This window comes from Hydrogenophaga taeniospiralis CCUG 15921 (assembly GCF_001592305.1).
In the GTDB taxonomy this organism is placed as follows: domain Bacteria; phylum Pseudomonadota; class Gammaproteobacteria; order Burkholderiales; family Burkholderiaceae_C; genus Hydrogenophaga; species Hydrogenophaga taeniospiralis.
Window position 1 is genome coordinate 158,063 of the sequence record NZ_BCWR01000006.1, and the last position, 14,737, is coordinate 172,799.

Here is a 14,737-nt window from a genome sequence, read left to right on the forward strand (position 1 = left end):
GGGTTTCTAGCACCGCCCGGCACCCCGACCCGCCGCCAGCCCGCAGGCGGGCGCGGCGCCAGGACGGGCGGTTGAAACGCCCGCGGGCGGCGCCAAAAAGGAGAACCAAAGCGGGATACTCGAAACCCGCACACCACCCCGGAACCCGCCCACCATGAGCATCGAACTCTCCAAAGAAGCCCGGCAACAGGCCACGACCTCCATCGAACGCTATTTCCGCGAACACATGGACGAGCCCATCGGCAACGTGGCCGCGGGCGGGCTGCTGAACTTCTTTCTGAAGGAGATCGGCCCGAGCATCTACAACCGGGCCGTGGCCGACGCCCAGGAGCGCCTACTGGGCCGGGTGCAGGAACTGGACATCGAGGTGCACGAGGACGAGTTCGGCTACTGGAAGACGGCCAGCCGCCCGCCCCGCAGCCGCGGCTGACGCCCAACGGCCGCGCCCGGGCGCTGAGCGGGTGCCCGCGCTGCCCATACTTCAACCCCTGAGACGCTTTCCCCCCAACCACAACCACGGAGACAAACCCATGAAGACCAAGATCCTGAAGATCCCCTCCCCGCTCCAGCTGATACTGGCCACGGCGCTGTTCGCCGCCGCAGGCGCTTCAGGCGCGGCCACCGCCTTTGAAAAGACCAGCTCCCTGGCGGGCACCACGCTGGTGATGAACGGTTCGGGCACGCGCTACAAGGCGATCTTCAAGGTGTACGACATGGCGATGTACCTGCCGGCCACGGCGAAGACCCCCGAGGCGGTGCTGGCGCTGCCCGGCCCGAAGCGGCTGAGCTTCGTGGCGCAGCGCAAGGTGACGGGCACCGACCTGGGCCTGGCTTTCATGCGCGGTCTGAAGGACAACAACCCGCCCGAGCTGATGCGCAAGCACATCCCCGCCACCACGCGGCTGATCGACATCTTTTCGGGCAAGAGCTTTGTGGACGAGGGCCACACCTTTGCCATGGAGTTCGTGCCGGGCAAGGGCACGCAGTTTTTCATCCAGGGCGAGCCCCAGGGCCAGCCCATCGACGACGCGGAGTTCTTCCAGATGATCCTGCGCATCTGGCTGGGCAACGACCCGGTGGACATGCGCCTGAAGGAAAGCCTGCTCGGCGGTTGAGAGGCTGAGCGCCACCCATCGAAGAAACCCATGACGCTCGACGACCTGAACGCCGCACACGCCCTTTCCGATCAGCTGGCCTTCATCGCCGGGCCAGGTGGCCTGCCGCTGATCCAGGTGCGCAACGCGCATGCCCAGGCGCAGGTGTCCATGCACGGCGGCCAGGTGCTGTCCTTCCGGCCACACACCGCCAGCGCCGACCTGCTGTTCGTGAGCGAACGCGCCCGGTACCAGGCGGGCGCGGCCATCCGGGGCGGCGTGCCGGTGTGCTGGCCCTGGTTTGGCGCCGACCCCGAGGGCCTGGGCCGGCCCAACCACGGTTTCGCGCGCACCCGGCCGTGGTCGGTCAGCGGCACCACCGCCCTGCCCGGCGGCGCCACGCGGATCACACTGGCGCTGACGGACAGCCCCGACACCCGGGCGATCTGGCCCCACAGGTTCCGGCTGACGCTGGAGATCACCGTCGGCCCCAGCCTGCGACTGGCGCTGGTGACACACAACACCGGCGACCAGCCTTTCACCCTCACCCAGGCACTGCACAGCTATCTGGCGGTGGGCGAACTGGCGCAGACCAGCGTGACCGGTCTGGACAGCTGCCACTACCTCGACAAGGCCGCTGGCGCCCCGGGCGCGCCGCGCAAACAGCTGGGCGCGGTGGTGTTCACCGCCGAGGTGGACCGCATCTACACCGGGGCCCCCGACACGTTGAGCGTGCAGGACGGTGCCGGGCAACGGGTGCTGCGCATCCGCAGCGAAGGCAGCCGAACCGCCGTGGTGTGGAACCCCGGGGCGGCGCTGGCGGCCGGCATGGCCGACCTGGCAGACGAGGAATACCGGCGCTTCGTCTGCGTGGAAACCGCCAACGTGGCGGACGACGCGGTGGCGCTGCCGCCCGGTGGCGAACACCGGCTGGTGGCCGAGATCGGCTGGCACGGCAGGCCGGGCTGAACGCGGCGGGAGCGCGTTATCCCAACCTCGACCACAAGGCCTCGAACGCTGCGTCGAACTGCCGCAACAGCGCCGGGTCGTTGCAGAGCACCAGGTTTTCTTCGTTCTGCGCGCTGGCGCTGCGGGTCCAGTTGTAGCTGCCGTTGAGCAGCCAGCGCCCGTCGAACAGCGCGAATTTGTGGTGCATGTGGGCGGCGCTCTGGTCCACCCGCACCGGCACGCCCGCGCCCTGCAGAGCGATCACGTCGCTGCCGCGGTCAAAGGCTTTGTCGTTGTCGGTGATCAGGCGCACTGCCACGCCGCGCCGGTGGGCCGTGAGCACCTCGTCGCTGATGCGGTCGTCGGACAGCGTGAACACGCAGAGATCGGCGCGCTGGCGGCAGGCGCGCAACTGGCCGACGATGGCGTTGCGGCAGTCGTCGCCCGGGCTGAACCAGGCCTGGGCGCGGTAGGAGCCACCGGCCGTGCGCGACACGTCCAGCGCGCGCACCACGCCTTCGAGCCAACGCACCAGCGCGCCGGGGTCGTTGTCTTCGACCTCGGCGAGGTGCGCGCGCACCAGCTCAAAGGCCTGGTTGCGCAAGCGCCGCAAGCCCTCTTCGGGCAGTTGTGCCGAACGCAGGGTGTCGGTGAGCGCGCGCTTTTCGTCGTCGGAGAGGCGCACGTCGGCCAGGCTGTCTTCGAGCTGCTGGCGCAGCCGGTGCAGCGCGTCTTCGGTGGTGGCACCCACCTCAGCTTCCCCGGACCTTGAGTTCCGCCTGTCGCGCCTTGACCTCGTCGAGCTGCTGCGCCACCTTCTCCACCTCGGTGCGGATCGAGTGGTCCATCTTCAGGCGGCGCTCGGTGGCCGAGATCAGCGGCAGCAGGATGGTGCGGTAGGTCACCGCGATCTCCAGCACCGCCTCGGCCAGGCGCAGCGCCTCGGAAGCCTGGCCCTCTTTTTCACCCTCGGGCTTCTTCAGGCCATCGACCGCGCGCGCCACATCCAGCAGCCCCGAAGTGATGCGGGTGCCTGCATCGGTGTCGCTGCCACCGAGCTTGCGCTGGCGCACGAATTCGCCGCAGATGTCCACCCAGCGCCGCGCTTCGTCGGCCGTGGGGCTTCCCAGCAGCTGCGCGAGCTTGAGCAGGTTTTCTTCGGCACCGGTGGTGAGCGTCTGGGCCTCGCCGCGGTAGTGGTCGCGCAGCAGGGCGTCGAGCTCGTCGTCGCGCATCTGCGGCGTGATCTGCGCCGCCAGCTTGGTCATGTTGCGGTAGCTGCCCTGCAGCTTGAAGGGCGGCTCGGTGCGGTAGTCGTCTTTCTGCGCCGCCGATTCGATGTAGCTCAGGTTGACCTTGAGCAGCAGGTCGCGCGCGCGGAACAGGCGCTTGAACAGCTCGGTGAGTTCATCCAGCTCGGCCGCGCCGTAGGGGTGCGCGAACGCGGTGGCGGGCACGTCCTGCCCTTCGGCGCGCCGCACGAGCAGGTGCACGTCTTTCGGGTCGCGCGATGAGAGCGGCAGCAGCACCGGGTTGGCGGTCAGCGCGTTCTCCAGGTAGGACAGCGCAAACAGCGCCTCGCGCCCCGAGAGCACATCGCCCAGGTTGTAGATGTCGGCGCGGTTGGCCAGCATGTCGGGGATCTTGAACACGTCGCCCGACTCGGTGTAGGGGTTGCCCGCCATCACCACGGCAAAACGTTTGCCGCGCAGGTCGTAGCTGCGCGACTCGCCGTTCCACACGCCTTCGATGCGGCGCGTGCCGTCGGCCAGGGCGATGAACTTCTGCAGGAACTCGGGGTTGGTGTGCTGGATGTCGTCCAGGTAGAGCATCACATTGTTGCCCATGGCCAGCCCCAGGTTGAGCTTCTCCAGCTCCTGGCGCGCCGCGCTGTGTTCGGCGCTGGCCGGGTCGATGGACACCACGTCGTGGCCCAGCGCCGGGCAGTTGATGCGCACGAACACCATGCCCAGGCGGTCGGCCACGTACTCCATCAGCGTGGTCTTGCCGTAGCCGGGCGGCGAGATCAGCAGCAGCATGCCCATGCGGTCGGTGCGCGAGGCGTCGCCCGCGGCGCCGATCTGCTTGGCCAGGTTGTCGCCGATCAGCGGCAGGTAGAGCTCGTCGATCAGGCGGTTGCGCACGAAGGTGGACAGCGGCTTGGCCTGGAACTGGTGCAGGCGCAGGCGCTGTTTCTCCTGCGTGACCAGCTCGTGGCGCAGGCGGTGCCAGGCTTCGAACGCGGGCACGTTGCGGCTCTGGTGGTGCAGGAAGCGCTGCCAGAAGTGGTTCAGGTTGAGCGCCATGCCGCCTTGCACCACGCGCGGGTGCTCGCTCAGCAGGCCGTCCACTTGGGTCTGCAGCACGGCGTTCACGCGCTCACGCGGCACCGGCAGGCAGAGCACGCCCGCGGCCTCGTCCACCCAGCCCGCCGCGTCGGCGGCCTGCGCGGTGGCGAAGGCGCGCACCCACTCGCGCGCGCGGTGCCAGCGTTCGCCGGGCATGCAGGCGTCCAGATCGTGCTGCCAGTCGGCCCAGCGCCCGCCGCGCTCCAACTCGCGCTTGAAGGCGTCGGCCAGGTCCTGCGCCGGGCCGGACACGGCCCAGGTGGGCGTGGCGGCGTCGTGGGCCGCGAGCTGGCGCACCAGGTAGGCGGCGGCCTGTGCGCAGCGCGTGGCGGCCTGTTCGGGGTCAACGCCCTCGCCGCCCAGCTCGGGCTGGAACTCGTCGGCGAAGCGTTGCAGGGCGGTGGCGGTGTCGGCCTCCACGGCTTCGAGCGCAGCCTGCGTGCCGAACAGCTGCTGCATCTGCAGGGCCGCGCGGGCGCGGCGTTGCAGCGCGTCGCGCTCGTTGACGAAGCGGCCGTGTTGCCAGTAGAGCAGCGCCAGCGTGCGCTCCGACGGGCCCCAGGCCAGCAGGCCCGCGCCGTCCTGCATGCGCACCAGGGCGGCGGCGAGGCGGGCAGCGTCTTCGTCGTGCACGCCCTTCTGGTAGCCCTCCTGGTAGCGCGGCGCGGCGAAGGCGCGCACGCGCTCCAGCAGGGGCGCGGGCTGCTCGGGCGTGGCGGCCTGCACCGCGCCCACCAGCGTGGCCCAGTCCAGCCCCTGCTCGCCGCGCAGCGCGGCCTGCACCAGACAGCCCGCGAGGTACTCGGCGCGGCACAGCTCGGGTGTCTCGGACACCAGCGCCTGGTCCCAGCGCGCACGGTAAGCATCGAGCCGCGTGTCCTGCACCGGGGCCATGTAGTCGGTGCCGGTGATCTGGAAGCTCAACCCGCCCTGGCTGGGCACGAGCGAGAGATCCAGCGGCTGGCGCTGGATGGTGAAGGCGTGGCGGCCGAAGCGCAGCGTGTTGCCGTCGGCGGCGACGAGCTCGCTCTTGTCGCGCACGGCGCGCAGGGCCTGGTCGCGCGCGGTCTTCAGGCGCGTGGCGATGTCGTCGGCCTGCACCTGCGCACCCAGGGCACGCAGGTCGGCCATGAGCTGCTGCAGCTTGGCCAGCAGCGGGTCGCCGGCGAAGTAGCCGTGGATCTGGCCCACGTCGGCGAAACCGGCCACGCGGCGCGGAATGCCGTCGAGGATGCGCCCGGCCGCCTCGCTCACCGCCTGGGCGCGGCGCTGGCGCGCTTCGACCAGGGTCTGGCGGCGCGCAGCGAGCGCGTCCACCACGGCCTCGCGTTTGCTCGCCACGTCGGTGATGAAGACCTCGTGGTCGGCGAAGCGGCCTTCGAGCTCTTCGAGCTGCGCGAGCAGGCGGGTCAGCGCCTCGTCGCATTTCTCGGGCGTGTCGGCGAATTCGAGCGCGTTGTCCACCGCCTGGCCAAACAGCTTGAACTGCGCGCCGAACTCGGCGGCGGCCTCGGTGGCGCCCAGGCTCTTGCGGCGGCTGCGGGCCTCGGCGCGCAGGCGGTTGATGTCGGCGTAGAGGCCGGAGATACGGTCCAGGATCGCGGTGCGCACCACCGCGTCGCCGCCAGGCAGGCTGCCCAGCTGTTCGGTCAGCAGGTCCAGCCCGGAGGCCTGTTCGTCCAGCGTCTCCAGCAGCTTGCCCAGCGCGGGCGAGGTGTTGGCCTGCGCCAGGGCCGCCGTGGTCTGCACCAGGGCCTGCTGGTGGCCGTCGAAAGCGTGTTTGTCGGCCAGGAACGCCATGGCCTTGTGGCCCACCTGCAGCTGCTGCGCCTGCAGCGCCTCGTCCATCGCCTCGATGGCGGCGAGGTCGGCGTAGCGCAGCTCTTTGAGCGGTTGCAGCCGCCCGCGGCGCTCGCGCAGGCGCCCCAGGGCCTGCACGAAGTCTTCGGGGCGGCGCCACAGCGTGCTGGCGATGTCGGTCAGCAGGCTGTGCTGCTCGCCTTCGGCCTGCTGCAGGGCGCGCGCCGTTTCGCGGCGGATGCTGTCCACCTTCTCGAACTCGGCCAGGGTCTGGCGCGCGCCTTCGACGATGGCCTGCAGCTCGGTGCCGAGGCGTTGGGCCTCGGGCTCGCCGAGCCAGAAGTAGGCGTCACCCACGCGGGTGCACTGGCGGATCAGGTCTTCGTAGGCGGTGCGCGTGGGCACCTGCTCGCGCACCGCGCGCGCGATGCCCATGAGGTCGGACACGCCGCGCACCAGCTCGGCGTTGCCCACCTTGGCGAAGAAGCCGGTGCCGCGCGGCAGCGAGGCGGCGTGCTCTTCGCTGGCGAACGGCGTCTGCCACAGCTGCATGGGGTGCACGCGCGTGGGCTCTTCGTTATCGGCCAGGAAGACCAGCATGCGCCCGTCGGGAAAGCGCGCGTAGCCGTGCGCCACGATGGGCGCGGCCAGGGTCTTGTTGATCAGGTGGTAGCTGAACAGCGCGTAGTGGCCACCGCCCGGCTGGTAGAACACATAGAGCACTTCCTCGCCGTGCGGCGAGCGCAGCATGCGCTTGAAACGCAGGCTGCTGCTGAGCTGCGCGGGCAGATCGAAGCGCTTGTACTCGCCCGACTGCAGGTACATGCCGCCGGGAAAAATGATGCCGTGGTCCTCGGGCAGCTGCACGCAGGAGACGCCGATGGCGTCGATGCGTTCGACCTTCTGCGTGCGGGTGTTGAAGACGAGGTAGCGCGTCTCGGACTCGCGGTAGGGCTTGATCCGCAGCAGGATCAGCAGGCCCAGGCGCGCCCAGGCCACCTCGGCGTCCACCAGCGCCTGGTGCTTGTCTTCCACCGGCTCGCTGTAGATGCCCAGGCCGGTTTCGGTGTTGTTCTCGATCTTGACCGTGAGGTCGCCGCCCAGGGTCTCGACGAAGATGGTGTCCAGCACGTTGATGTGCGGGTGCTTGCCGCCCACGTGGTCTTCGCGCGTGGCCACCGTCCACTCGAAGTCGTGCGTGGGCGGCAGCGCCATGTCGCGCTCGCCCCGGTTGTCCACGTAGCGGATCGCGCCGCCGGGCTCGATGCTCCAGCGGAACACGCGCAGGTCGTGCAGTTGCTGACCGATCTGGAAGGCCGCGAGCAGCTTGTCCTGCGTGACGCGCAGCTGCAGCAGCGTGGCCTGCTTGTAGTAGGCGTGCAGCTCGCGGAAGTCGGCCACGAAGCGCGGGTCGTCGAGGAAGCTGCCGGCCAGCGGCACCGCCTCCAGCTCGTCGGCGCCATCGTGCTCGGCCAGGCGGTAGAGCGCGAACACGTCGCCCACCGCCGTCTCCTTCTTCAGGCCGATGAAGACGTTGTAGCCGAACAGCAGCACGTCGCCGATGCGCACCAGGTCGCGCGCAACGCAGTTGTTTTCGGTGCGCGCGCGGGTGCGCAGCAGCAGGCTTTGCTCGGAGCGGCCGAAGGTGCCCAGGCGGGCTTCGTTGAGCGCCTGGGTCTTGTTCTGCAGCGCGTCGCCCTGGGCCTGCAGGCGCTTTTTCAGCAGCTCGTAGCTGCCACCGTCGGCCACCAGGCGTTCAACGGCGTCGGCGCCGGTTTCCCCACCCGGCGCCGCGGGATCTTGTCTGGACATGTCGGACTTTCTGTGGTGCCTGGGGTCACCAGCCGTTGCGGATCAGTTTGAGCACCACCCCGGGTTCGGCCTGCTGCTGCAGCCACTGCCGGATGCGCAGCACCTCGTCGATGCATTCGGCGCCATGGCGCTGGCGCACCTGCGCGTCGCGCCGCTCCTGCGCCTGCGCCTCGCGCAGTTGCCGCTGCCACATGTCGGACAGCACGTCGTCCAGCCGCGCCTGCTGGAACTGCAGGGCCGCCCATTCGCCGCCGTCGAGCCAGACGGCATGGCAATGCACGCAGCGGTCGATGCGGATGTCGGGCTGGCCACCGGTGCGCAGGCGCTCCATGATGCGCTGGCAAGCCGGGCAGGCTCGGGCCGGCGAATCGGCCTCGGGCAGCCAGTGTTCGGCCAGCTCGGGGGCCTCGGCCTGCGGCGCGCCGCTGGCGACCCATTCCCGGTGGTCGTCCAGGCGGACCCAGTGGCCGTTGCATTCGACGCATTCGCGCGTGGGCAGGCCGGGCGAGAGCGATTGTTCGCTCAGGGCAGGTCGGTGGTCACAGGCGCAGCAGTGCCAGGTGTTGGACATGGTGGTGTCTCCGTTCAAAAAGGGATCAGCCTTTGTCCAGGCCATTCATCAGGGTCCGCAGGGCACTCTTCTGGGCCTCGGTGCCGTCGCGCATGACCTTGCTCAGCAGGCCCGCCACGCTGAGGTTCTGGATCTCGCTGGACGAGCCACCGAGCGCACCCAGCAGGCTCTGCAGATCGGGCACCACGTCGCGTTCGCCCGCGAGCTGGTCCTTGAACGCCACCTGCAGCGTCTTGCTCTTGTTCACCACTCCGTCGATGCCCTTGCCCACGGCCAGCGCGCCGACGAAGCGGTCGAAGTAATCGCCCTGCCCGCCCACGATGTCGATCTTGGCGTTGGCCATGGCGGCACCCAGCACCTCGGCCTGTTCGCGCGCGATGGCGGTCTGCGCGTCGATGCCCTTGACGGTTTCCACGTGCGCCTTCTCCAGCTGCATGCGGAACTCTTCGTGGGCGCGGGTCTGGCCGCTCATCGCGCTCATGGCCTCGAACTTCTCGCGCAGGCCCTTGGCCTCAGCCTGGAAGCGCGCCTCGATGGTGGCGGCGTCGGCCTGGCCGGCCTTGACCACGGCGTCGGCATCGGCCAGGCGCACCTGCACCTCGGCCAGACCCAGCTTTTCCTTGCCGCTGGCTTCGGCTTCCATCTTGGCGCGCACGCCCACGGCCTCGGCCTGCGAGCGCAGCTCGATCACCTGGGCCTCGGCCTGGCCTTCCTTCAGCATGGCCTCGGCACCGGCGGCGCGCACATGCACCTCGGCCATGCCCTGTTTCTCCACCGCGTCGGCGTTGACCATGGTGACCTTGGCCGCGGCCAGGCCCGGCGCGGCGGTGAGCGCTTCCAGGCCTTCGGCTTCGCGCTTCTTGGCCTCGGACTCCTTCTCGGCCACCTTCAGGCGCGCCTCGGCCAGCGTGGTCTCTTCGGTGGCCTTGTGGCGCGCCTTGCGCTCCTGCGCCTCGGCGGCCTTCACCTCGATGATCAGTTTTTCTTCGGCCTGGCCCTCGGCCATGATCACGGTGGACTGCTTGGTGCGGTCGGCCTCGGCCACCACACGCAGTTCCTTGATGGCTTCCTCCTGCTCGGCCACCGTGCGCTCGACCACGATGCGCTCGCGGATCACGTCGGCGATCGCTTTCTTCTGCACCTCGACCGCCTTGTCCTTCTCGATCTTCTGCAGGGTCACTTCCTTCTCGCGGTCCACCACCTCCAGCTCGCGGGCGCGGATCACTTTTTCTTCCTCGATGGCCACCGCACGCTTGCGGTTGTTCTCTGCCACTTCCTTCTCGCGCAGCACGTTCTCCTGCTGCACCGAGACCGCTTGCTCGGCCTGCAGGCGGGCCAGCTCGGACTTGGTTTTTTCCTCGGACTGGATCTTCAACGTTTCGGCCTCTTCGCGGGCCTTGACCGTGGCCACCTCGCGCGACTGGCGGGCCTGGGCATCGGCGGCCTGGCGCTCCAGCTCCAGCAGGGCCTCCTGCGTTTCCACGTTCTTCTTCTTGATCTGCATCTCTTCGTTGCGGCGCAGCTCGTTGGTGCGCACGTGCTCCACCGCCGTCAGCTCGGTGATCTTCTTGATGCCCTGTGCGTCCAGGATGTTGTTGGCGTCGAGCTTGGAGAGCGGGGTCTGCTCCAGGAAGTCGATCGCCGCGTCGTCGAGCACGTAGCCCGAGAGGTCGTTGCCGATCTGGGCAATGATCTCGTCGCGGAAGCGGTCGCGTGCCTGGTACAGGTCCACGAAGTCCATCGCCTTGCCCACGGTCTTGAGCGCTTCGGAGAACTTGGCCGAGAACAGCTCTTCCAGCGTGTCCTGGTTGGAGGCGCGCTCGCAGCCAATGGCCTGCGCCACCTTGAGCACGTCGTCGGCGGTCTTGTTCACGCGCACGAAGAACTTGACCTTGATGTCGGCGCGGATGTTGTCGCGGCAGATCAGGCCTTCATTGCCCGAACGGTCGATGTCGATGGTCTTGACCGAGATCTCCATCAGCTCGGCCTTGTGGATGATGGGGTAGACCATGCGGCCGGTGAAGGTCACCTCGGGCTCGGCGCGCAGGGTGTTGATGATCAGCGCGTGGCCCTGTTCGATCTTGCGATAGAACTTGGCGAACATCACGATGAAGCACAGCAGGAAGAAGGCTGCGATGCCGGATGAAATGAGGATCGGCTCCATGAATGTCCCTTGTGGTGTGGGTGGGGTGAGATGAAGAAAGAAGACGTTGGGGCGGTGTGTGCGGCGAGCGCCGCTCAGGGTTCGCCCCGGATGAGGTAACGGTTCGCGGCGGCGTCGTATTCCAGGATGTAGGCCGGCATGCCCTTGGTCAGGGTGTTGGGGGTCTCGGCGTGCACCTGAATCTGCAGGTTGGCGCCGCGCTGGGCCACCTCGGCATGGCCGTGGCGCTCGTCCACGCGCTGGCTCATCACGGTGCAGGTCTGGCCGACCAGGCTGGCGTTGCCCATGGCTTGGTGGGTGACGAACAGGCCGCGCAGGGGCCGCACCAGCAGCGCGGTGACGAAGATCGCCAGCGCCACGCTCAGCAGCAGCACGCCGGTGCCGACCACGACGTGCAACAGCAGCGTGGGCACCCAGGGCATCAGCCACTCGCCAGCCAGGCAACTGAGCGTCCAGGCCACCAGCACCAGCAGGCTCACCACGATGGAGAAGGGCACGCCGCTCAGGCCCAGCGCCATCACGTAGCCGGCCAGCGTGGAGAGCTCGCCCGCGTCGCCCTCGGTCTGTGGCGCGAGTTCCAGGTCAATGCCCGTGGACTCGAAGTCCACCCAGCCGACCAGGGCCAGCAGCCAGTACACCAGCACCACGAGCAGCAGGGCCGTGAGCACGGCGGTGGGGTACCCGATGGCAGCGTCTATGAAGCGGTCCATTCCGCTCCTCCCTCGTAGTTGATGGTTGTGAAACGCCGGCGCTGGGCCTGGCGATGGGTTTTTGTGAAAGCTATGGGTGTGGGTCCGGTGACTGGGCGAAACGGATCAGCTCCTGCGTCACCCGCTCCTTGATCGCCAGCCGGTCGTCCGCCGGCAGGCCGTAGCGCCCGGCCAGCAGTTCGTAGTCCTGGCTGGTCAGCGACACCGTCAGGCGGGGCCGTTTGGGCCGGGTGGCGCTGGACAGCTTCAGCAGCTGGCGGATCTGGTCGGAGGTGGACAGGTTGTTGTGGAAGGCGGCGGTGCGCACGGCGTCGAGCACGGCCTGCTCCACGTCGAAAGCCACTTGCACCGCGCGCAGGGCATCGTCGGAACCGCTCCAGCGAGCGGGCTTGCGCGCCACCATCAGTCGGCCGCCTGCGCCGGATCGTTGCCGGGCGTGCCCTGGGCACCCTGGGCGCGGCGGGCGCGAATGCGGTCCATCACCTGTTGCTGGCGCTTCGCTGCCTCGCCGATGCCGGCGGCCGCCAGCTTCTGGTCCAGCGCGTCGCCGCCCAAGGCCTGTTCGAGCTGCTCGGCGGCGCTCATGCGGTCGGCCAGCTCTTCGTGCCGCTGCCGGATGCGCTCCAGCGACTCGCGCGCGCTCACCAGGCGCGAGCCGCCCTGCGTGATGTTTTCCGAGATGGAGCGCGTGGCGCGGTAGACGCTTTCGGTGGTCCTGGCCACGCCGATCTCGCGCTCGTGCTCCCGAATGCGGGCCTCGGCGGACTTGATCAACTCCTTCAGGCGCGTCACCTGCGCCTCGCCGGCCGCGTGGGCACGGGTCTGCGCCTGCAGCTCCTGCTCGACCGCGCCGACCTTGCCGGCCACCTCTTCGGCGAGCGCCTCCTGGGCCTTGTCCAGCGCCTCGACGGCCAGCGCCTCGTAGCGGTCGATGTCGGCTTGCAGGCGCTCGATCTGGCGCGCGCTCTGCATCTGCCGGGCCATCACACCGGCCAGCTCGTCCCTGGCCTGGGCAACGCTGTGTCTGGCGTCCAGGATTTCCTGTTCGTAGATGCGGGTGGCGTTGGCATCGACCACGCTCTCGCCGATTTCCCGCACGCTGCCGTGCAGCAGGGTCATGACTTTCTTGATCACGGACATGGCGTTTTCCTCCCGGGGTATGGCGTTACTTCAGGTACTCGGACAAGGCGCTGAGCGCGTCGAGTGCGTTGTCGCTGAGCACGGCCACCTCTTTGGCGATGTCTTCCACCCGGGCATCGCGGCCCAGCGCCCCCAGCAGCACATAGCGGTCACCCACCCGGCCGAACGACGACAGCGGCACCGAGGGGTTGAGGTCGAGCAGGGTCTGCAGCAGCTCCATGCGCCGCTCCGGCAGCACCTCGTCGTCGGCCCAGAGGTAACACAGGCAGAGCATCTGCGCGTCCGAGCAGGTGATGTAGATCGGCAGCTCCTGCCGGTCTTCGATGCTGACCTGCACCACCGGCACGTCGCCGGGAATGGGCTGCAGGTCCACCACCAGGCCGCCCATCGCGTCGGCGGTCAGCGTGTCCAGCCCCTTCAATTGCGCCAGCAGTGTTTTCATGGCCCCCTCACCTCATCGGCGGTGTTTTTGATGAATGGGCGCAAGGATAGGTGGGCCGACATATCATGTCAACACACTTTTTTACATTCGTGTCAAACGCGCACCAGGGGACCGGCCTGGTGCGTCAGTGTGTGGGGGGTGACCGCTGGACCGACGCGGTTTCGGGCACCGTCGGGGCGGTCGCGGGCAGGGGTGGCGGGCTCGCAGCCCCTCAGTTCAGCCCGTCCAGGGCCTTGTTGAGATCGGTGCTGATGTCGAGCCGGGCCGGCCACCACTGGCCGTCGCTGCTCTTGTAGAAATAGGCGCTCCAGATCAGCGGCGTCTGCGGGTATTTGCCCAGGTACATCAGGCGCGTGAGGGACGGGGCGACGCTCCATTCCCGCACCTTCTCGAAACCGCTCGTGCTGCCCAGCGTGGGCAGCACGGTCTTGAGCTGCTGCTGCATCATGAGGATCTGCGGCATGGCCACGCCGGCCCCCGGACTGGGCCGGAAAAACGCCTGCACCGCCGGCTCTACCCCCTGTTGCTCCAGCTGGAGCAGGAAACCCTCCATCTGCTCCGTGGGTGTGGCCGCGCGGGCCACGGCCGTGAGGCCCCACAAGGCGAACCCGATCACCATGCTCTTTTTCATCGCTGGACCTCCCTGGTCGTGTCCGTGTTGGACGCCCCCATGGTAGCGATTCGGACCCGCGGGACAAGCCTGCCCCTTCCTTGACCCTTCCCCTGCCCGGGCACGATGCCGCCGGCCCGCGCCAGGCAGCCCGCGAAGGGGCTCAGTTGGCCAGCTTGCGGCGGGTCGCTTCTTCCATTTCGCGGAACCGGACGCAGATCGGGTCGCTGGCGAAAGAGGGCTTGCGGCACTCGCGGATGCGGCACAGGTCGCGGGCGAAGAAGTTGGTGCTGCCGGCGCAGGCGGCCTCCACCGTGGCGGCAGACGCCGCCAGAGGTGGGGCGGTTTCCGTTTTCGCTTCCGCTGGTGTCGCTGCCGTCGACGGCTGTGACGACGATGACGCGGAGGCCGAGTGGGAGGCAGCGGCCGCCGCAGCCGCCGCGGCGGCTTCGGCACGGCGGCGGGCCAGCTCGGCGCGCCGCTGCTGCTCCGCCGCCATGGCCACACGCCGCTGCTCCAGCGCGGCGGTGCGCTCCTTGTCCTCGCGCTCCAGGCGCTCCAGCGACAGGCGCAGACGCTCGGCCTCCGAGAGGTGGGTCGCGTCGCCGGGTGCTGGGGAAGTGGCGGCGGCGTCCGGAGCGACGGCGCTGGCGGGTGTGGCCTGGGCAGGGGCCGGTGTCGCGGGCCCGTTGGGCGACGTCGATGCCGGTACGGGCGCCGTGGCCTCAGCCGTGGCGGCCAGCGATGGCGACCCGTTGCTGTGGCTCAGCTTCCACCAGGTTCCGAGGCCCGCCAACACCAGCACCAGCCCCGCCAGCAGGACACCGACGCGTTGCCGGGACCCACCCCCCGGCAGCTCGGGCATGGGATGAAAAGCCACCGACGGCGGAACCAGGGGCACGCCGCAGGCCTGGCAGAAAAGGGCTTTGGCCGAGTTGCGCACCTTGCAGGTCGGGCAGATGTGTTCTGGCAGCACGCCACCGCGCGCCGAAGCCGGTTCTGGCGGCAATGGCGCAGCGCAGCCCCTGCAGAACTTCGCCTTGTTTCTGTTCTCTGTTCCGCAAGCCTTGCACACCGCCATGATCTACCCGTCACTTG

At 69.0% G+C, this 14,737-nt stretch carries 13 protein-coding genes; 3 read left to right on the plus strand and 10 right to left on the minus strand.

Going from position 1 to position 14,737, the window contains the following annotated elements:
- Window positions 1-154: 154 nt before the first annotated feature.
- The 3 genes from HTA01S_RS09810 to HTA01S_RS09820 all read left to right on the plus strand — a co-directional run bounded on the left by HTA01S_RS09810 (window position 155) and on the right by HTA01S_RS09820 (window position 2,063).
- A complete protein-coding gene (locus HTA01S_RS09810; protein ID WP_068170098.1) occupies window positions 155-430 on the plus strand; it encodes a DUF2164 domain-containing protein in 276 nt (91 codons plus the stop codon).
- Window positions 431-530: 100 nt separating this feature from the next.
- On the plus strand, window positions 531-1,115 hold the full coding sequence (locus HTA01S_RS09815) for a chalcone isomerase family protein (RefSeq protein WP_068170101.1): 585 nt from the start codon (window positions 531-533) through the stop codon (window positions 1,113-1,115).
- A gap of 30 nt (window positions 1,116-1,145) precedes the next feature.
- Window positions 1,146-2,063, plus strand: a complete 918-nt coding sequence (locus tag HTA01S_RS09820; RefSeq protein ID WP_068170104.1) for a D-hexose-6-phosphate mutarotase — start codon at window positions 1,146-1,148, stop codon at window positions 2,061-2,063.
- A gap of 16 nt (window positions 2,064-2,079) precedes the next feature.
- Here HTA01S_RS09820 and HTA01S_RS09825 read toward each other — a convergent pair whose 3' ends face one another.
- The 10 genes from HTA01S_RS09825 to HTA01S_RS26155 form a co-directional block, all read right to left on the minus strand.
- Window positions 2,080-2,793 (minus strand): phospholipase D-like domain-containing protein, encoded by a 714-nt coding sequence (locus tag HTA01S_RS09825; protein ID WP_245638050.1) that lies wholly within the window; start codon window positions 2,791-2,793, stop codon window positions 2,080-2,082.
- Between the two features lies 1 nt (window position 2,794).
- Window positions 2,795-8,002 carry a DNA repair ATPase gene (locus HTA01S_RS09830; RefSeq protein WP_068170105.1) on the minus strand — a complete coding sequence of 1,736 codons (5,208 nt, stop codon included), beginning with the start codon at window positions 8,000-8,002 and terminating at the stop codon, window positions 2,795-2,797.
- Window positions 8,003-8,027: 25 nt separating this feature from the next.
- The gene (locus HTA01S_RS09835; RefSeq protein ID WP_169804762.1) at window positions 8,028-8,573 is read right to left on the minus strand and encodes a TFIIB-type zinc ribbon-containing protein; all 546 of its coding nucleotides are present in this window, start codon (window positions 8,571-8,573) and stop codon (window positions 8,028-8,030) included.
- A 25-nt stretch (window positions 8,574-8,598) separates the two neighbouring features.
- Window positions 8,599-10,737 (minus strand): hypothetical protein, encoded by a 2,139-nt coding sequence (locus HTA01S_RS09840; protein ID WP_068170114.1) that lies wholly within the window; start codon window positions 10,735-10,737, stop codon window positions 8,599-8,601.
- Between the two features lie 74 nt (window positions 10,738-10,811).
- Complete coding sequence (locus HTA01S_RS09845; RefSeq protein WP_068170116.1) at window positions 10,812-11,447, minus strand: ubiquinone biosynthesis protein; 636 nt, start codon at window positions 11,445-11,447, stop codon at window positions 10,812-10,814.
- A 70-nt stretch (window positions 11,448-11,517) separates the two neighbouring features.
- A complete protein-coding gene (locus HTA01S_RS09850; protein WP_068170118.1) occupies window positions 11,518-11,850 on the minus strand; it encodes a hypothetical protein in 333 nt (110 codons plus the stop codon).
- Window positions 11,850-12,587: a PspA/IM30 family protein gene (locus HTA01S_RS09855; protein ID WP_068170122.1), complete on the minus strand. Its 738-nt coding sequence runs from the start codon at window positions 12,585-12,587 to the stop codon at window positions 11,850-11,852. The genes HTA01S_RS09850 and HTA01S_RS09855 overlap by 1 nt, the downstream gene beginning before the upstream one ends.
- A 25-nt stretch (window positions 12,588-12,612) precedes the next feature.
- On the minus strand, window positions 12,613-13,029 hold the full coding sequence (locus HTA01S_RS09860) for a YjfI family protein (RefSeq protein ID WP_068170124.1): 417 nt from the start codon (window positions 13,027-13,029) through the stop codon (window positions 12,613-12,615).
- Window positions 13,030-13,240: 211 nt separating this feature from the next.
- Window positions 13,241-13,660, minus strand: coding sequence for a hypothetical protein (locus HTA01S_RS09865; protein ID WP_157572043.1), 420 nt, complete (start codon window positions 13,658-13,660; stop codon window positions 13,241-13,243).
- 142 nt (window positions 13,661-13,802) lie between these two features.
- A complete protein-coding gene (locus HTA01S_RS26155; RefSeq protein WP_084235997.1) occupies window positions 13,803-14,720 on the minus strand; it encodes a zinc ribbon domain-containing protein in 918 nt (305 codons plus the stop codon).
- Window positions 14,721-14,737: the final 17 nt, after the last annotated feature.